This is a genomic window from Pseudomonas sp. CM27 (genome assembly GCF_013179515.1).
GTDB lineage: Bacteria > Pseudomonadota > Gammaproteobacteria > Pseudomonadales > Pseudomonadaceae > Aquipseudomonas.
Genome location: NZ_JABMCN010000132.1, coordinates 1 through 16,540 on the forward strand (window position 1 = coordinate 1; position 16,540 = coordinate 16,540).

At 63.9% G+C, this 16,540-nt stretch carries 18 protein-coding genes; 5 read left to right on the plus strand and 13 right to left on the minus strand.

Annotated features, from left to right (window positions below):
* A partial coding sequence (locus tag HP547_RS16990; RefSeq protein WP_172286900.1) for an ABC-F family ATP-binding cassette domain-containing protein occupies positions 1-1,348 on the minus strand: 1,348 nt, incomplete at its 3' end.
* A gap of 50 nt (positions 1,349-1,398) precedes the next feature.
* Between HP547_RS16990 and HP547_RS16995 the strand changes: the two genes are divergently transcribed.
* Positions 1,399-1,881: a TIGR02444 family protein gene (locus tag HP547_RS16995; protein ID WP_172286901.1), complete on the plus strand. Its 483-nt coding sequence runs from the start codon at positions 1,399-1,401 to the stop codon at positions 1,879-1,881.
* On the opposite strand, the gene HP547_RS17000 is transcribed toward HP547_RS16995, so the two are convergent.
* Complete coding sequence (locus HP547_RS17000) at positions 1,857-2,894, minus strand: AlgP family protein (RefSeq protein WP_172286902.1); 1,038 nt, start codon at positions 2,892-2,894, stop codon at positions 1,857-1,859. The two genes, HP547_RS16995 and HP547_RS17000, sit on opposite strands and share 25 nt — an antisense overlap.
* A 329-nt stretch (positions 2,895-3,223) precedes the next feature.
* Between HP547_RS17000 and HP547_RS17005 the strand changes: the two genes are divergently transcribed.
* On the plus strand, positions 3,224-3,862 hold the full coding sequence (locus tag HP547_RS17005) for an FKBP-type peptidyl-prolyl cis-trans isomerase (RefSeq protein ID WP_172286903.1): 639 nt from the start codon (positions 3,224-3,226) through the stop codon (positions 3,860-3,862).
* 9 nt (positions 3,863-3,871) lie between these two features.
* Here HP547_RS17005 and rsd read toward each other — a convergent pair whose 3' ends face one another.
* The 7 genes from rsd to HP547_RS17035 all read right to left on the minus strand — a co-directional run bounded on the left by rsd (position 3,872) and on the right by HP547_RS17035 (position 10,327).
* Positions 3,872-4,342, minus strand: coding sequence for a sigma D regulator (gene rsd, locus HP547_RS17010; protein ID WP_172225456.1), 471 nt, complete (start codon positions 4,340-4,342; stop codon positions 3,872-3,874).
* Between the two features lie 231 nt (positions 4,343-4,573).
* The gene (locus HP547_RS17015; RefSeq protein ID WP_172225458.1) at positions 4,574-5,080 is read right to left on the minus strand and encodes a disulfide bond formation protein B; all 507 of its coding nucleotides are present in this window, start codon (positions 5,078-5,080) and stop codon (positions 4,574-4,576) included.
* Between the two features lie 221 nt (positions 5,081-5,301).
* Positions 5,302-6,540, minus strand: a complete 1,239-nt coding sequence (locus tag HP547_RS17020; RefSeq protein ID WP_172225461.1) for a heme biosynthesis protein HemY — start codon at positions 6,538-6,540, stop codon at positions 5,302-5,304.
* Positions 6,537-7,637, minus strand: coding sequence for a uroporphyrinogen-III C-methyltransferase (locus HP547_RS29695; RefSeq protein WP_372242899.1), 1,101 nt, complete (start codon positions 7,635-7,637; stop codon positions 6,537-6,539). Before HP547_RS29695 ends, HP547_RS17020 begins: the two co-directional genes overlap by 4 nt.
* Positions 7,638-7,682: 45 nt before the next feature.
* Positions 7,683-8,450, minus strand: coding sequence for a uroporphyrinogen-III synthase (locus tag HP547_RS29700; RefSeq protein WP_372242900.1), 768 nt, complete (start codon positions 8,448-8,450; stop codon positions 7,683-7,685).
* Positions 8,447-9,388 carry a hydroxymethylbilane synthase gene (gene hemC / locus HP547_RS17030; protein WP_172225464.1) on the minus strand — a complete coding sequence of 314 codons (942 nt, stop codon included), beginning with the start codon at positions 9,386-9,388 and terminating at the stop codon, positions 8,447-8,449. The genes HP547_RS29700 and hemC overlap by 4 nt, the downstream gene beginning before the upstream one ends.
* Positions 9,389-9,583: 195 nt before the next feature.
* Complete coding sequence (locus HP547_RS17035) at positions 9,584-10,327, minus strand: LytTR family DNA-binding domain-containing protein (protein ID WP_172225467.1); 744 nt, start codon at positions 10,325-10,327, stop codon at positions 9,584-9,586.
* Between the two features lie 296 nt (positions 10,328-10,623).
* On the opposite strand from HP547_RS17035, the gene argH reads away from it, so the two are divergent.
* On the plus strand, positions 10,624-12,018 hold the full coding sequence (argH, locus tag HP547_RS17040) for an argininosuccinate lyase (RefSeq protein WP_172286904.1): 1,395 nt from the start codon (positions 10,624-10,626) through the stop codon (positions 12,016-12,018).
* Positions 12,019-12,136: 118 nt separating this feature from the next.
* Here argH and HP547_RS17045 read toward each other — a convergent pair whose 3' ends face one another.
* Positions 12,137-12,799: a glutathione S-transferase gene (locus HP547_RS17045; protein ID WP_172286905.1), complete on the minus strand. Its 663-nt coding sequence runs from the start codon at positions 12,797-12,799 to the stop codon at positions 12,137-12,139.
* A 147-nt stretch (positions 12,800-12,946) separates the two neighbouring features.
* On the opposite strand from HP547_RS17045, the gene HP547_RS17050 reads away from it, so the two are divergent.
* Both HP547_RS17050 and HP547_RS17055 read left to right on the plus strand, forming a co-directional pair.
* Complete coding sequence (locus HP547_RS17050) at positions 12,947-13,246, plus strand: hypothetical protein (RefSeq protein ID WP_172286906.1); 300 nt, start codon at positions 12,947-12,949, stop codon at positions 13,244-13,246.
* Positions 13,247-13,316: 70 nt separating this feature from the next.
* On the plus strand, positions 13,317-13,562 hold the full coding sequence (locus HP547_RS17055; protein WP_172225479.1) for a TIGR02647 family protein: 246 nt from the start codon (positions 13,317-13,319) through the stop codon (positions 13,560-13,562).
* 260 nt (positions 13,563-13,822) lie between these two features.
* On the opposite strand, the gene HP547_RS17060 is transcribed toward HP547_RS17055, so the two are convergent.
* The 3 genes from HP547_RS17060 to HP547_RS17070 all read right to left on the minus strand — a co-directional run bounded on the left by HP547_RS17060 (position 13,823) and on the right by HP547_RS17070 (position 16,492).
* Positions 13,823-15,754 carry an FTR1 family protein gene (locus tag HP547_RS17060; protein ID WP_172286907.1) on the minus strand — a complete coding sequence of 644 codons (1,932 nt, stop codon included), beginning with the start codon at positions 15,752-15,754 and terminating at the stop codon, positions 13,823-13,825.
* 229 nt (positions 15,755-15,983) lie between these two features.
* On the minus strand, positions 15,984-16,235 hold the full coding sequence (locus HP547_RS17065; RefSeq protein ID WP_172225485.1) for a DUF3077 domain-containing protein: 252 nt from the start codon (positions 16,233-16,235) through the stop codon (positions 15,984-15,986).
* Positions 16,232-16,492, minus strand: a complete 261-nt coding sequence (locus HP547_RS17070) for a hypothetical protein (RefSeq protein WP_172225488.1) — start codon at positions 16,490-16,492, stop codon at positions 16,232-16,234. Before HP547_RS17070 ends, HP547_RS17065 begins: the two co-directional genes overlap by 4 nt.
* Positions 16,493-16,540 lie beyond the last annotated feature (48 nt).

Genomic DNA, 16,540 nt, shown 5'->3' on the forward strand with positions numbered 1-16,540 from the left:
TCGGCCGCTCCCAAGCGATAAGGGCCAGCGCCAGGCGGGCCTTTTCGCCACCGGAGAAATTCACTACCGGCTCGTCGGTGCGGGCACCGTGGAAGTCGAAACCACCCAGAAAGTCGCGCAGGGTCTGTTCGCGCTCGGTGGGGGCAATGCGCTGCAGGTGCAGCAGCGGGCTGGCCTTGTCGTCCAGCGAGTCCAGCTGGTGCTGGGCGAAATAGCCAACGGCCAGGTTTTCGCCACGTACCAGGCGGCCGGACAGCGGTTCGAGCTCGCCGGCGAGGTTCTTGATCAGGGTCGACTTGCCCGCACCGTTGGGGCCGAGCAGGCCGATACGCGCACCCGGTGTGAGCTGCAGCTTGACCTTGTCGAGGATGGCCTTGTCACCATAACCCAGGCGGCCTTCGGACATGCTCAGCAACGGGCTGGAGATTTTCTGCGATTCGCGGAAGACGAAGTCGAACGGCGAATCGACATGCGCCGCAGACAGCTCCTCCATGCGCTCCAGGGCCTTGATCCGGCTTTGAGCCTGGCGGGCCTTGGTGGCTTGCGCCTTGAAGCGGGCGATGTACTTTTCCATGTGCGCGCGCTGCGCCTGCTGCTTCTCGTAGGCTTGCTGCTGTTGCGCCAGGCGTTCGGCACGGGTGCGTTCGAAGGCGCTGTAGCCGCCCTTGTAAAGGTTCAGCTTGCGCTGTTCGACGTGCAGCACATGGTCGACCACGGCATCCAGGAAGTCGCGGTCGTGGGAGATCAGCAACAGCGTGCCGGGGTAGCCCTTGAGCCAGTCTTCAAGCCACAGGATGGCATCCAGGTCCAGGTGGTTGGTGGGCTCGTCGAGCAGCAGCAGGTCGGAAGGGCACATCAATGCCTGGGCCAGGTTCAGGCGCATCCGCCAGCCACCGGAAAAGTCGCCGACGCGGCGATCCATCTGCTCGTTGGTGAAGCCCAGGCCCGCCAGCAACTTGCGCGCACGGGCGTCGGCGGTATAACCGTCGGCGCTTTCCAGCTCACTGTGCAGGCGTGCCAGGGCGGTGCCGTCGTGGGCTTGCTCGGCCACCGCCAGTTCGGCCTGGACCTTGCGCAGGCGCACGTCGCCGTCGAGCACATAGTCCACGGCCAGGCGGTCGAGGGTGTCGACCTCCTGGCGCATGTGGGCAATGCGCCAGTCACCGGGCAGCAGGCAATCGCCGCCATCGGGCGACAGCTCACCGCGCAGCAAGGCGAACAGGCTGGATTTTCCGGCACCGTTGGCGCCGATCAGGCCGGCCTTGTGACCGGCGTGCAGGGTCATCTCGGCGCCATCTAGCAAGCGCTGCGGACCACGCTGTAAAGTGAGGTTGGATAGTCTGATCATGATGGTCGCGGAGTCTACCAGCTTCCTCGGCCCATAGCGCGAGTGGAACCATGCACACCGACCTGTGGAATCACGCCCTGGCCCTGTATACCAAGCCCGGCGTAGAGGCCGCCTGCCTTGACCTGCAGGCGCTGGGTGGCGATGTCTGCCTGCTGCTGTGCGCAACCTGGCTGCAAGCACGTGGGGTAGCGGTGGGGGACGCGCGCGTGCAGGCGCTGCGCGAGGTTGCCCAGCGCTGGCAGCAAGAAGTGGTCACCCCCTTACGCACCTTGCGCCAGCAATGGCGAGCTGCAGCGCAGGATGATGCGCAGCTGGCGACCTTGCGTGATCAGGTCAAGGGGTTGGAGCTGCAGGCCGAGAAGGCCTTGCTGGAGCGCTTGCAGAAACGCTCGCTACAGTGGCCCGCGGACTCGGCTGAGCCCACGGACGATTGGCTGACCCGGCTGGCGCCGGAACAGGCTCGGCACCACGACGCGCTGGGTCGGTTGCGCGTCGCGGCGGCCGCGCTTCAGGACGCCGAAGAAGGTGCCTGAGCCGGGGTGCTGGCAGGTGCCGAAGCGCCTGTCGAAGCTGCCGGAGAAGCTGAGTTGGTCGCAGTGGCCGGGGTGCTGGCGGGCGTAGACGGTTTGGCTTCGGCTGGCTTGCTGGCGGCCGGTTTGGCGGCGGCTGGCTTTGCAGCGGGTTTGGCCGCTGTACGTGCCGGTGCCTTGGCGGCAGCTGGTTTTGCAGCTGGCTTGGCGGCAGCGGCTTTCGCTGGCGCCGGCTTGGCCGCAGCAGTAGCTTTGGCTGCTGGCTTGGCCGCTGGTTTGGCTGCAGCAGCTTTGGCAGCTGGCTTGGCCGCAGGTTTGGCTGAAGCAGCGGCCTTGGCAGCTGGCTTGGCCGCAGGTTTGGCTGAAGCAGCGGCTTTGGCAGCTGGCTTGGCCGCAGGTTTGGCTGCAGCAGCGGCTTTGGTAGCTGGCTTGGCTGCAGGTTTGGCTGCAGCAGCGGCTTTGGCAGCTGGCTTGGCTGCAGGCTTCGCCGCAGCAGCAGTTCTGGCAGCTGGCTTGGCAGCAGCAGCAGTTCTGGCAGCTGGCTTGGCCGCAGGTTTCGCCCCAGCAGTAGCTCTGGTCGCTGGCTTGGCCGCAGCTGGCTTGGTGGTCTTGGCGGCGCGCTGATCAAGCGCCTTGGCAGCTGCTTCGCGAACCTTGCCTACACCCTGGGCCAGTTTCAGGCTGTCCTGAGCATCACGCTTGAGTTGCTGGATATACGCGCGAGTCTGGGTCTGACGTTCCTTGAGGGAATCGAGCAGGTCTTCAAGTTCGCCGATGGCTTTTTGCGCCTTGTTCTGCGCCTTGGCTTTACCTGCCTTGGCCGAATCCTGAAGTTTCAGGCGACCGTTGTGCAGTTTTTCCTGAGCCTTGCCACGCTGCTTTTCCAACTTGGCCAGCAGTTTCTCCGCATCAGCCAGCGCTTGTGAGCAGGCATCTTCCAAGTGTTCGAGCAGGCTGCCCGAAAGTTGCTGGAGCAGGTGCAACGGCGTACTTACTGGCTTCTTCTTGGCCGACATGGTTTACCTCCTGGCTGACGAGATTGCGGCTCATACTATGCTTCTGCTGCTACCGCCGCTAGGGCATGTTGACAGTAATATTTACGCCGCGTTGCATGCCTGGGCAAAGTTGTTATCTTGCAGCTGCATGAAAGTGTAGTTGCAGAATTAATCATTGCTGATATTTGCCAGTTGCCTTGCAACGCATCCCTGTAGGAGCGGCCTTGTGTCGCGATGGGCCGCAAAGCGGCCCCGGCAATATCAGCTTGATGCACAAACCCTGGGGGCGCTTCGCACCCCTATCGCGACACAAGGCCGCTCCTACACGGACTGCGCGCCAGGAGCCGACCATGCCTCGATATCTTGTTTTAGGTTTGTGCCTGCTGGCACCCATCGCCCTGGCGGACAGCGATGAGCACGACCTTGCCTACAGCCTGGGCGCCAGCCTGGGCGAGCGGCTGCGTCAGGACATGCCAGGCCTGCAGCTGGATGCGCTGGTCGAGGGGCTGCGCCAGTCCTACCAGGGCCAACCTTTGAAGCTGGACAAGGCACGCATGCAGGCCGTGCTCCAGCAGCACGAAACACAGGAAGGCGATGCCGCCACGCAAAAGTTGCAGGCTGCCGAAACACGCTTCATGGCCAATGAGCGCGGGCGTTACGGCATGCATGAATTACCGGAAGGTGTGCTGTACAGCGAACTGCAAGCTGGCACTGGCGCGCAGCCGAAACCGGGCGGGAAGGTACAGGTGCGCTATGTAGGCAGGCTGCCGGATGGCTCGGTGTTCGACCAGAACCAGACCCCTCAGTGGTTCAGCCTGGACTCGGTAATCGAAGGCTGGCAAGTGGCATTGCCGCAGATGCACGCTGGCGCCAAATGGCGCCTGGTGATTCCGTCAGCACAAGCCTACGGTGCCGAGGGCGCGGGTGACTTGATTGCACCCTACACGCCACTGGTATTCGAAATCGAGCTGCTGGCGGTTGGCGACTGACGCACGCCCTCAGGCCTCGACCGCACCTTCTTCCTTGTGGGCGTTGTGCAATACCTCGATCAGGCAGTCTTCAAGCTCGAAGCGCTCGTGCAACAGAGCGCCCAACTTGGTCAGCTTCTCGGCGAAACGCTCGGTGTCCTTGCATTCGCCCTTGGCGCAATGATCATTGAACGCCAATGCGATCTGGGTGCTGTCGTTGATCCGCGGGTTGATCTCCTCGGCCAGCTTCAGCGCCTTCTGGTCATCGAACGCCTTGGCCTCACTGACCAGCTGCTCGCAGACTTCGAAATGCCACGCCGAAACGTAGTCGACCAGCAGGCCGCAAAAATCCCCGTTCGTGTCCTTGTCGGCGAAGGCCGGCTTCAAATCGCGCAGTGCGCGGAAAGCCTGCACCAGTTCCTGGCGCTCCTTCAGCCAACGGTCGATCAGATCATGAACCCCACCCCAGCGTTCCTGGGCGTTCTGACAACTATCGAGCATGGCGATCTCTTCCCTTCTGGGTAGATGCCGCTGCACCTCGCGCGACGAAGACGAAGCACAAAGGTGACATCAGCAGGACGGCATCGAGCAGTTGTGTTTTCAGTATGCGTGCTGGGAGATTATTCCCGCACGGCCTGCCCTTCAAGGTACGCAGCAGACTAAGTTCATACAAGTGTTTAATACCCGGTGATATCGCCATTGGTCGCACTAATGGCCCCGCCTTGCGCCAGGTCAGGTTCTTGCCAGGCTGCGGAAACGATACGCCAGCAGGCAGCTCAAGGGCAGCATCGCCAAAAGCAGAAAGGCCAGCAGGCTCCACTCGGGCAGGGTGAGGTCAAGAAAGCTCCAGGTCAGCGAGTGGCAACCCGGGCCACCGAGCAACAGTTGCCGGGCAGCCTCGCCCCAGGATTGCTCGAGCAACCGCCCGATCGGCACGGGGCAGCCATGGCTCGCCCCATCGGCACCCTGCAACCAGACATGCCGTGCGGCCAGCAACGCGCCGGCCAGGGAGCAGCCCAACGTCGCCCGCGCGTAATGCCGGATGCCCTGCCCGCCTGGTGCCTGCAACACCGCCGCCAGGCACAGCAACGCATACACGCCAAGCACCAACCGCTGACTGAGGCACAACGGGCACGGCACCAGCCCGAGCATGTTTTCAAGCTGGAAGGACGCGGCCAGTACCGTCAGTGCGGCCAGGCAGGCAGGAAGAAAAAATGTGCGCAAACGGGCCGGCAGCATGGGCGGGGAAAGTCCGGGGAAAATGTAGTGGCTTGAAACAGTAGAGGAACGACGCGCTTTGTTTCAAGGCGAGACAGTAGCGAGAAGTCGCTGAGTCGCGAAGGATATTTCTACCAGAGCGGTAGGAAACGTCTGAAGAAAAGGACGGCAGATATGACTTACATCAATGGAAAAGCTACCCGCCCCCATGGCCCGCACCTTGGCGCGGGCCATGGGGTAGGTCAGGCGCGTACGCCTTCTGGCAAAGGCAGGGCCAGCAGACGCTCGTCCAGCAGGCCGAGGCCCTCCTGGAATAGCTGGTTGCTGCGTTCGGTCTCGCCCAGGCCGGCAAGCAAGCGGGCCAGCTCGGCACAGGCCTCGGGGTTGCGCTCCATGCGCAGGCTGCTTTCAAGGTAGTCACGCGCCTTGCCCCACAGACGGTTCTGCAGGCTCAGGCGGCCCAGGGTCAGCAGCAGGCTGGCGTCTTGCGGGTGAGCCTTCAACCAGCCTTCGGCGGTTTGCAGTTGGCGTGCAGGGTCGTCACCGCGCACCAGGCCGTACAGGCGTGCCAGGTGGCTTTCGTAGTCTCGCTTGAGGGCCGTGCGCAACACCTGCTCGGCTTCGCTTTCGGCGCCCACCTGGCGCAACTGCTCGGCATAGGCCAGCACCAGTTGCGGCTCCTGGCGCTGGGCCGCAGTCAACTGCTGCCAGGCTCGCTCCAGGGCCTGACGTGCAGCTTGCGCGTCCTCGCCACGGGTCGTCGCCAGGCTCAGGTTCTGGCCCCAGGCGCGTTGCTCCAGCGCCGCCAGCTCGGAAGCCGGCAAAACCTTGCCCTTGCGCAGGTCGGGCAACAGGCGGATCAGTGCCGACCAGTCGCCGCGCTCCAGGTACAGGCGCTGCAGCAGGCGCAGCACCTGGCTGTTGTGCGGGTGACGTTCCTGCATGGCCAGCAGGGTTTCCAGGGCACCATCACTTTCGCCACGGTCCATCTGCAACTGGGCGTGGGTCAGGGCGATGGCCAGTTCAGCTTGCGGTTGGCGCTCCAGGGCTCGCTCCAGCAGGTTGTCGCTGTCTTCGGTACGGCCTTGCTCGTTGGCCGCCCGCGCGGCACCCAGGTAGTACAGCAGCGGCTGCCGCTCGGCCTCGGCGGCACGGTGCAGGTGGCGCTGAGCGCTGGCCCAACGGCCCTCGGCGAGATCCAGCTGGCCCTGTTCGATGGACAGGCGGATACGCCGGCTGCGGTTACGCCGCGACCATGGGTTGACCACGCCACTGGAGGTCAGCACCAGGCCCACCAGGTAACGCAGCAACCACAGCACCGCGACCACGGCCACCAAGCCGGCCAAGGCTGCCCAAAGCCCGGACTGATAGCGGAAGCTGCCATAGGAAACCAGCACATAGCCGCTGTGCTTGGCGACAGCAATGCCCAGCGCCGCTGCGATCACGATCGCCAGCACCGCCAGCAGGTAGACACGCTTCATGGCTTGCCCCCTCCGGCCTCGGCCGGCAGATGACGGCGCTGGATATAGGCCTGCACCGAAGCCAGGCTTTCGCTGAGGTCAGGCGTGACCACCGACACCGGCTGGTCGGCCAGGGCATTGAGGCTGTCGAGCATGGCCTTGCTTTGCGGGTTGTCGGCGTTGAAGTTGGCCAGCAGCACGCTGCGGGCATCGTCCAGCGCCTGGCTGTAGACCTTGGCGTCACCATTGAGCGCGGCCCACTGGGCCTGTTCGATGGTCAGGCTCAGGGCCAGGCGCAGCTGGTTCAGTTGCTGCCCGGCCAACAGCGGCCGCACGTTGTCATCGGCGTTGAAGTCGATCTGGAAGTACTTGGAGATCTCAGCCCACCACTGCGACAGGCGGCTGGCACCATCACCGTCTGAGGTCAGGGCACCCAGGGCATCGGCATTGCTGTCGAATTCGGGCGACTGGGCGCTGAGCTGCTGCACCAGCTCACGCTGCGCGGCCAGCTTCAGGAACAGGCCGGTACGGTCAGGCTGCTGGGTGCTGTTGAGCGTGGCCAGGCTGCGTGCCAGTTGCTCGCGGGCAGCGAAGGCGCCCGGATCGCTTTGCTCGCGCAGGATTTCGTCGGCGCCCTCGACCAGCGCCTTGGCACTGGTGATGTCCTGCAGGGCCGACAGGCGCAGGGTCGCCAGGCGCAACAGGTGCTCGGCCTCGGCCAGGCGCCATTCCTTGCGGCTCTCGCCAAGCACGGTTTCCAGACGCTGGCTGAGACGCTGCTGGTCGCCTTGCAGCTGCGCCACCAGGCGGCGGCGGTCTTCCAGCTCACTGGCTGCCGGCAGGCTGGCCAGCTGCGCGCTGATTTGCTGCTCGCGTTGCTGCAGGGCTTCGGTGCGCTGGTTCAGCGCCTCGAGGTGCTGGCCCTGGTTGAACTCGCTGCCTTGCAGTTGACGCACCTGCCAGACACCCCAGCCACCTACTGCGACCCCGGCCGCGCCCAATAGCAGGGCCAGTGCTGCCAGGCCACTGCCAGAGCGCTTGGCAGGAGGCGGGGCAACGGGGTCCGCCGGCGTCTGTGCCGACGGCTGATCGTTATTGGACAAGACAGTCTCGCTCACGTATCCATCCTTTGCATGGGGGCGCATCGCGTTCAGCTTAGCGCCTTAAGAGGCAGGTGCAGCGCTGCGCTGCACGGCTGCCAGCAAGGCCGTGGCACTGGCGCCACGGCAATCCACAACCTGTTGGGCCCCGGCGGCCCTGGCCTGTTCGGCGACCCGCGGGCTTGGCACGAACAGCGGCAGCTGTGCCAGCTGCGGCCAATCGGCGCCGGCCATTTGCTGCAAGTGTTCAAAACCCTGCCCACTGCTGACCACCAGGCCATTGAGGCGTTCCGCTTCGATGCGGCGCATCAGCGTGCCCGGCGGGTAAGCCGGAAGGCAGCGACGATACAGTTCCAGATAATCGACACTAGCACCTTGCTGTGCAAGACGCTCTGCCAGCAGTTCGCGACCTCCGACGCCACGAACGATCAAGACGCATGGCGCTGCCACCTCCAGCGCCTGGTGCAGGCCAGGCATGGCCAGCAAGGCCTCGCTGTCATCACCACGCGGCGGGAAGCTTACCTCGAGGCCTGCGCCCTGCAGTACTGCGGCGGTGGCCTCGCCCACGGTGAACCAGCCCTGCTGTGGAGGCCGCAGGCCAGCCTCGGCCAGTTGCTCGAGCAACAGCCTGGCGGCCGGTTTGCTGACCACGATGATCGCGGCAAAGCCATGCAGGCTTTCCAGCAGCAGGCGTTGCCGGGCATCCACAGCCACAGGCTCCAGCGCCAGCAACGGCAGGCAGCTACTGCCCACCCCCGCTGCCGCCAGGCATTGCGCCAGCGCCTCGCAGTCCTCGGCAGGCCGGGTCAGCAACAGGCGCCATTCACTCACGGGTGGCCGGCCTCGCCATAGACTTCCTTGAGGATGGCCTCGGCGCCCTGGCCCAGCAGGTCTTCGGCCACTTGTACGCCCAGGCTTTCGGCGGCCGCGCGGGGAGCGCGGGCATCGGCCACCAACAGGGTACCTCCGCTGGGCTGGCCGACCAGGCCACGCAGCCAGAGTTGATCGCCTTCGAGCACCGCGTAGCAGGCGATCGGCACTTGGCAGCCACCATTCAGGTGTTTGTTCAGGGCGCGTTCGGCCACCACCCGGTCGGCGGTATCGACATGGTGCAGTGGCGCCAGCAGGGCGTGGATTTCCTGGTCCGCGCTACGGCATTCGATGCCTACCGCCCCCTGGCCGCCAGCCGGCAGGCTGTCGTCGACGCTGATATTGGCGGTGATACGGTCTTCGAAGCCCAGGCGGATCAGGCCGGCGGCGGCGAGGATGATGGCGTCGTACTCGCCGGCATCCAGCTTGGCCAGGCGGGTGTTGACGTTGCCGCGCAGGAAGCGGATTTGCAGGTCCGGGCGGCGCGCCAGCAACTGCGCCTGGCGCCGCAGGCTGGAGGTGCCGACGATGCTGCCGGCAGGCAATGCTTCGAGGCTGGCGAAACGGTTGGACACGAAGGCATCGCGCGGGTCTTCGCGCTCGCAGATGCAGAACAGGCCCAGGCCTTCGGGGAAGTCCATGGGCACGTCCTTCATCGAGTGCACGGCGATGTCGGCCTCGTTGTCCAGCAGGGCGGTTTCCAGTTCCTTGACGAACAGGCCCTTGCCGCCGATTTTCGCCAGCGGCGCGTCGAGCAGCTTGTCACCACGGCTGACCATGGGCACCAGGGTTACCAGCAGCCCGGGGTGAGCCTGTTCGAGGCGGGCTTTGACGTATTCGGCCTGCCACAGGGCCAAGGCACTTTTACGGGTGGCAATGCGGATTTCGCGAGTGGACATGAAACGCCCCGATCCAGAGAAATGCTGTCGATGATAACAGCATCGCTGGTATCGCTAGCAGATACGGATCAGGATCCTGTACTTGCCTGTACCGGCCCAATCGCCGGCAAGCCAACTCCCACAGGTCCCCTGCAAGGTTCAAGGTTGGCGCTTCACCTGTGGGAGCTGGCTTGCCGGCGATGGGCCGGTGCAGGTTTAGAGGGTCTGCATCATCTTGCGTACACCGGCCACATGGCGCCGGCTGACAGTGAGGGCATCGCCATCCAGGCCCTTGAGGTACAGCTGGAAATGCCCCAGCGGGGTACGCTGCAGGCGTTCGATACGCTCACGGGCGACCAGCGCGTTGCGGTGGATGCGCACGAAGCGTTCGCCGAACTCGTCTTCCAGGGCTTTGAGCGGCTCGTCGAGCAGCACTTCCCCGGCTTCATGGCGCAAGGTCACGTACTTGTGGTCGGCGATGAAATAGATCACCTGGGGCAGCGGGATCAACTCGATCCCTTTGCGCGTGCGGGCACTGATGTGGCTACGCGGGCCGCCACCTTCATTGGCCGGCCGGGTGAGCGCCGCCAACTGGGCGCGGTTGGGTTTTTCGGCCTTGCGCAAGGCATCGCGCAGCGCCTGGCCGTGGAAAGGCTTGGTTACATGGCTGAGGGTACTGTCCTTGAAAGCCTCGGCACCGTATTCATCGTCACCGGTGCAAAACACCACCGCCGGCGGCGCCTCGCGCTCGCACAGGCGAGCAGCAACCTGCAGGCCGTCCAGGCCTGGCATGCCGATGTCCAGCAGGACCACATCGGGCTTGAGGCTTTCGATCAGCGCCAGGGCCTCCTCGCCGTTGGTGGCGCTGGGCTCCAGTACGGTGTAACCCTCCAGTTCGCCGAGCAGCCGGGTGAGCCGTTCACGGTCTTGGGGTTCGTCATCAACGATCAGGACATTCATAATTGCGCTGGATTCCTGAATGAGTCTCGCACAGGTATAGCGTAGACAGGTGTGGTTCGAGCGACACTGCGGTCACGCTCTAGACCGGTGCGATGGCCAAAGATTCACTCGGCTGGCAGATTCACCGCCAGTCCTCTGTCCAACTGTAGACGGTCCGTGGAACACTGCCGTTCATTCCTTGAAATCCTTCAGCGCCGTTTTCCGGGCATTTCTGTCGACCGGCGCCCTGCGGCAGCCAGCCCAACCCTGCTATCATCGGCGCCACTTTTTCGTTCACGCCTGCAATGAGTGAATCCATGAGCACCGACAAGACCAATCAGTCCTGGGGCGGCCGCTTCAGTGAGCCCGTCGACGCATTCGTCGCCCGTTTCACCGCCTCGGTCGACTTCGACAAGCGCCTGTACCGCCACGACATCATGGGTTCGATCGCCCATGCCACCATGCTGGCGCAGGTCGGCGTGCTCAGCGATGCCGAGCGCGATACCATCATTGATGGCCTGAATACCATCCAGGGCGAGATCGAGGCCGGCAACTTCGACTGGCGCGTCGACCTCGAAGACGTGCACATGAACATCGAGGCGCGCCTCACCGACCGCATCGGCATCACCGGCAAGAAGCTGCACACCGGCCGTAGCCGCAACGACCAGGTGGCCACCGACATCCGCCTGTGGCTGCGTGACGAAATCGACCTGATCCTGGCCGAAATCACCCGCCTGCAGCAGGGCCTGCTGGAGCAGGCCGAGCGTGAAGCCGAAACCATCATGCCTGGCTTCACCCACCTGCAGACGGCCCAGCCGGTCACCTTCGGCCACCACCTGCTGGCCTGGTTCGAGATGCTCAGCCGCGACTACGAGCGCCTGGTCGACTGCCGCAAACGCACCAACCGCATGCCCCTGGGCAGCGCCGCACTGGCGGGCACCACCTACCCGATCGACCGTGAACTCACCTGCAAGCTGCTGGGCTTCGAAGCCGTGGCCGGCAACTCGCTGGACGGCGTTTCGGACCGTGACTTCGCCATCGAATTCTGCGCCGCAGCCAGCGTCGCGATGATGCACCTGTCGCGCTTCTCCGAAGAGCTGGTGCTGTGGACCAGCGCGCAGTTCCAGTTCATCGACCTGCCCGATCGCTTCTGCACCGGCAGCTCGATCATGCCGCAGAAAAAGAACCCGGACGTGCCAGAGCTGGTACGCGGCAAGACCGGCCGCGTGTTCGGCGCCCTGACCGGCCTGCTGACCCTGATGAAGGGCCAGCCGCTGGCCTACAACAAGGACAATCAGGAAGACAAGGAACCGCTGTTCGACGCCGCCGACACCCTGCGCGACTCGCTGCGCGCCTTTGCCGACATGATCCCGGCGATCAAGCCCAAGCACGCCATCATGCGTGAAGCGGCCCTGCGCGGTTTCTCGACCGCCACCGACCTGGCCGACTATCTGGTCCGCCGTGGCCTGCCGTTCCGTGACTGCCATGAGATCGTTGGCCACGCGGTGAAGTACGGCGTGGACACCGGCAAGGACCTGGCCGAGATGAGCCTGGACGAACTGCGCCAGTTCAGCGACCAGATCGAGCAGGACGTGTTTGCCGTGCTGACCCTGGAAGGGTCGGTGAATGCGCGTGACCACATTGGTGGTACTGCACCGGCGCAGGTGCGTGCTGCCGTTGTTCGTGGCAACGCCCTGCTGGCTTCGCGTTGATCTGAACCGGGGGCCGCTTTGCGGCCCTTTCGCGACACAAGGCCGCTCCTACAGGGGATCGCATATTTCCTGTAGGAGCGGCCTTGTGTCGCGATGGGCTGCAAGGCAGCCCCAGCTTTTAGCGCTTGCCGCTACGAATCATCTCCATGAAGGCCGGCATCGAGGCCTCCTTGTCTGCCAAGATCCGCGCCATGTGCGGGTTCTCGCCCATCAGCTGCAGCAGCGCCTTGGCCTGCGGAAAGTCCGCCAGCAAGTCGATGTTCAGTACCTTCTTGCCCACCGCGTACGCCAGATCGACCGAGAAGCAGAACATCAGGTCTGCCAGCGTCAGTTGCTCACCCGCTACATAAGGGGCAAAACGCCCGTTGCGCTTGAGCGTGGCAAACCCGGCCAGCAAGTCGGCTCGGGCCTTCTCCTTGACCAGCGGTTCCACCGACATGCCAAAGAACGACTCGGCGTAGCAGGTACGGGCTGGCAGTTCGATGTACAGCTCGATTTCTTTCAGCAGCTCGCGCACCTTGGCCTGCCCGAACGCATCGCTCGGCAGCAGCGCCTTGCCGGGCTGGGTCTGCTCGATGTAGTCGAGGATCACGCTGGTTTCGCTGAGGAAGCCCTGTTCTGTTTCCAGTACGGGCACTTTGCCGCGCGGGCTGACTTCCAGCGAGCCTGGGGTCTGGCCACCATAGAAGGTGACTTCCTCGAAGGGCAGGCCTTTTTCCAGCAGGGCCAGCTTGACCATGTTGTAGTAGTTGCTGACCGAGAATCCGTGAAGCTTGAGCATGGGGTAACAGCCTCCAGGCCGTATGGGGATGGCCCGGCTTTTATAGCCCTATCGCATGCCCCTGACCAGTGTCATGCACCCGGTCGATGACCAGGCATTGCCGCCACGGGCATGGCACACTGTGCATCCCATCACAGGAGCACCGCCATGAGCGAGCCAACCGACACCGACAATGACGACGAAGCCTTCGCCGAGGCGACGCTGACCCAGGCCATCGAAAACCAGATTGAAAGCGGCGATCCGGCGGCAGCCAAGGCCACCTTCAACAAACTGAGCCTGGTCGGTTACGAGCGTGAAGACATTCTCAACCTGATGGCCCATGTGCTGGCCTTCGAGGTTGACAACATGCTGAAGGAAGATCGCGAGTTCGACCGCGAGTGGTATGAGAACGCGCTACGAGCGCTGCCAGAGCTGCCACCTGAGATGGATCAAGGCGACGACGAATAACCCGACTACACTCGAAGGTCAGGCACCGTTGAACGGTGCCGTAATCCTTGTCTGGAAGTCAGGAGTCGCCATGCCTTTTACCCCCGATCTGATCGACGAACTGGAAGTACTCGCGCTGTTCAAACACGACAGCAGCCAGGAAGGCATCAAGATAAACAGCAACGCCGCACCTGCCCTGATCGCAGCAGCGCAACGCCTGTATGATAAAGGGCTGACCGATCAACCTGATGGCGGTTATCTGACCAGCCTGGGTCATGACGCCGTAGATAGTGTCCAGCTACTGCAGAACATTCTCAAGGCGCCACAACCGGCCTGAGCCGAGATTGCAAGGGGCTGCGCTGCAGCCCATCGCCGGCAAGCCAGCTCCCACAGGTACTGCGAATGGCCTGAAACCGATGTGGCCAGATCCCATTGGTACTGCACATGGTTTGAAGCCGATGTGGCCAGATCCCACTGGTACTGCACATGGCTTGAAGCCAATGTGGCCAGATCCCACTGGTACTGCACATGGCTTGAAGCCGATGCGGTCGGTGTGGGAGCTGGCTTGCCGGCGATGGGCCGCAGCGCGGCCCCCGGTCAGTTGGCTGTAGCCCTGCGCTTTTCCGCCAGCCACGAGCGCCCGTACAGGACCACGATGGCCAGCAACGCCACCGCCTGCGCCGACAGCGAGTAGGCATCGGCGTGAATCCCCAGCCAGTCGAACTCGAAGAACGCCACCGGCCGCGTGCCCAGCACCCCGGCTTCCTGCAACGCCTTCACCCCATGACCGGCGAATACCACCGACAGTGCACACAGCAGTGCGGCGTTGATGCTGAAGAACAGCGTCAGTGGCAGCTTGGCCGAGCCGCGCAGAATCACCCAGGCCAGGCCCACCAGCAGCACCAGCGCAGTAGCGCCACCGGCCAGCACCGCCTGATGCCCGGCAGGGCCTGCCTGCAGCCACAGGGTCTCGTAGAACAGGATCACTTCGAACAGTTCACGGTATACCGAGAAGAACGCCAGCACGGCAAAGCCGAAACGCCCGCCGCCGCTGACCAGGCTGCTTTTGATGTAGTCCTTCCAGGCGGCGGCGTGACGGCGGTCGTGCATCCACACGCCGAGCCACAGCACCATCACCGCGGCAAACAGCGCCGTGCAGCCTTCCAGCAGCTCACGCTGGGCACCGCCCACGTCGATCACATAGGCCGCCAGGGCCCAGGTAGCGAAGCCGGCGACCAGCGCCAGGGCCCAGCCGACGTTGACGCTGCGCACCGCCGATTGCTGGCCGGTGTTGCGCAGGAACGCGAGGATCGCCGCCAGCACCAGAATCGCTTCAAGGCCTTCGCGCAGCAGGATCAGCAAACCGGAGATGTAGCTCAACGACCAGCTGAGGCCATCACTGCCCAGCAGCTTGGCAGCCTGGTCGAGCTTGGCCTTGGCTTCGCCAAGACGTTGCTCGGCCTGGGCCACGGGCAACCCGTCCTGCAGCGACTGACGATAAGCCATCAGCGACTTTTCAGTGTCCTTGCGCACTTGGGTATCGACGTTGTCCAGCGAGCTTTCCACCAGTTCGAAGCCCTCCAGGTAGGCAGCCACCGACAGGTCATAGGCCTGGTCGTGGTCACCTGCACGGTAGGCCGCCAGGCTCTTGTCCAAGGTGCTGGAGGTGTATTCGAGCAGCTGCGCCGGGCCGCGTTTTACCTGCGGCGGCTGGGCCCGCTGGGCGCGGAATGCTTCCAGCACCGCAGCGCCTTCGTTGGCAGCGACCTCGGCCGGAGTCTGGCGGGCCAGGTCGGCGATGTTCCATGTCCTGTCGCCTTTGCCGGCTTCCGGCTTGGCGGTGAAGCTGGCGATATAAGCGGCGATATCCCAACGCTGGCGGTCATCCAGTTGGTCGGCAAACGACGGCATCTCGGTGCCGTCGATACCCAGCGCCAGCGTGTTGTACAGGTCGAACAGGCTTAACTGGTCGAGGCGCGAGACATCGCGCAGGTTGGCGGGTGCAGGCTCCAGCCCCACGCCCGCCGGGCCATCACCTGCGCCCGTGTCGCCGTGGCAGATCGAGCAGTTCTGCGCGTAGAGTGCAGCGCCACGCGCCGGGTCCGGGGTGATCACCGGGGCCTGGCTGACCTCGTAGGCCACCGCCAGGCGTGCACCCAGCTGGCGCGCCTGCCTGGCGACTGTCGCGCCATCTTCACGTTGGTCGATGGCTTGGCGCAGCGCCTGGACGCCTTGGCCCAGCGCCGCCTGTTCGGCATGCGCAGGCAGGCCGCTGACCAGATCGGCCAGCACCGCGCTGAACTCCTGCTGCTCGCGGTATTCGCTGTCGTCGATCACCTTGCCGTCTTGCACGGTCGGCGGGTAGTCGGCGCCAATGTAGTCCAGCAGGTGCAGGGCCTTGGTGGCCTCGGCAGGGGCTTCTGCCTGCGCCAGGGTGCTGCACAGCGCCAACAACGGGCCTAGCAACCAGGCAAGCAGACGGGTACGGGTATTCATGGCCAGTCTCGAAGGGAATGCGAAAGAGAACATTGTTCACTTCCACTTTGCTTCTCTCAAGGGTGCTGGGCGGATTTCATGAAAAATCCTGGTACAAATCAGATGAAGCGAGGTGGCATCGGGATTGATGGGGGCGTGGCCTGCCAGGGCCTCAATCGCCGGCAAGCCAGCTCCCACAGGTATGCACTTGACTTGAGGGCGATGCGGTCGGTGTGGGAGCTGGGTTGCCGGCGATGGGCCGCACAGCGGCCCCCAGGTACTTCTATTGAAGAACCTTGCTCATTCCGCGCTCCATATCATCGATCAGTGCCTTGGCCATCTCGCTGAGTATCCGCGCCGCGCTCCCGGCAATGCGGTCGTTCTCCATTTCCGCCTCGGTAGTGAGGTGCCGGATACAGCCAAGGAGCACTGACAGTTGGGAGAATGCATGATTGAACGGCACGTTGGCCTGCAGGCGAAACAGGTCAAAGGTTTCCGCGCCAACGGTGGAAGTGTCTCTTGGATCGTTGCTCATCGCTTGCCCCCTTGCCGTACATGCTCGGACAAAGCATTGATCACCGCGCACAGCACGCGAATGTTCATGCCCATGGCGTTGCGCGTGTCACCTGGGTCGGTGCCGAGCAGGACAGTGGTGGTGTGCTCGATACTCAGGGTGAGAGCGCTGGTCAGCCGCTTGCAGTCGTCGATGCTGAGCGAGTCGATGAGTGAGAGATTTGGTGGGTCGAGCAGGAGCAGATCGGTGACGGGTGGGTCGGGGACGAGCTTTTTCATGGCGGAACTCCTGTACAAAAAAGAATTCTGCCCTCCGCATCGTCTCAC

Coding starts and splice junctions, on each gene's coding strand:
- HP547_RS17000 (WP_172286902.1), bottom strand. CDS start 2,894: ATGTCGGCCAAGAAGAAGCCAGTAAGTACGCCGTTGCACCTGCTCCAG.
- HP547_RS17020 (WP_172225461.1), bottom strand. CDS start 6,540: ATGAAGCGTGTCTACCTGCTGGCGGTGCTGGCGATCGTGATCGCAGCG.
- HP547_RS17070 (WP_172225488.1), bottom strand. CDS start 16,492: ATGAAAAAGCTCGTCCCCGACCCACCCGTCACCGATCTGCTCCTGCTC.
- argH (WP_172286904.1), top strand. CDS start 10,624: ATGAGCACCGACAAGACCAATCAGTCCTGGGGCGGCCGCTTCAGTGAG.
- HP547_RS17055 (WP_172225479.1), top strand. CDS start 13,317: ATGCCTTTTACCCCCGATCTGATCGACGAACTGGAAGTACTCGCGCTG.
- HP547_RS17045 (WP_172286905.1), bottom strand. CDS start 12,799: ATGCTCAAGCTTCACGGATTCTCGGTCAGCAACTACTACAACATGGTC.
- rsd (WP_172225456.1), bottom strand. CDS start 4,342: ATGCTCGATAGTTGTCAGAACGCCCAGGAACGCTGGGGTGGGGTTCAT.
- HP547_RS17035 (WP_172225467.1), bottom strand. CDS start 10,327: ATGAATGTCCTGATCGTTGATGACGAACCCCAAGACCGTGAACGGCTC.
- HP547_RS17005 (WP_172286903.1), top strand. CDS start 3,224: ATGCCTCGATATCTTGTTTTAGGTTTGTGCCTGCTGGCACCCATCGCC.
- hemC (WP_172225464.1), bottom strand. CDS start 9,388: ATGTCCACTCGCGAAATCCGCATTGCCACCCGTAAAAGTGCCTTGGCC.
- HP547_RS17050 (WP_172286906.1), top strand. CDS start 12,947: ATGAGCGAGCCAACCGACACCGACAATGACGACGAAGCCTTCGCCGAG.
- HP547_RS17065 (WP_172225485.1), bottom strand. CDS start 16,235: ATGAGCAACGATCCAAGAGACACTTCCACCGTTGGCGCGGAAACCTTT.
- HP547_RS16995 (WP_172286901.1), top strand. CDS start 1,399: ATGCACACCGACCTGTGGAATCACGCCCTGGCCCTGTATACCAAGCCC.
- HP547_RS17060 (WP_172286907.1), bottom strand. CDS start 15,754: ATGTTCTCTTTCGCATTCCCTTCGAGACTGGCCATGAATACCCGTACC.
- HP547_RS17015 (WP_172225458.1), bottom strand. CDS start 5,080: ATGCTGCCGGCCCGTTTGCGCACATTTTTTCTTCCTGCCTGCCTGGCC.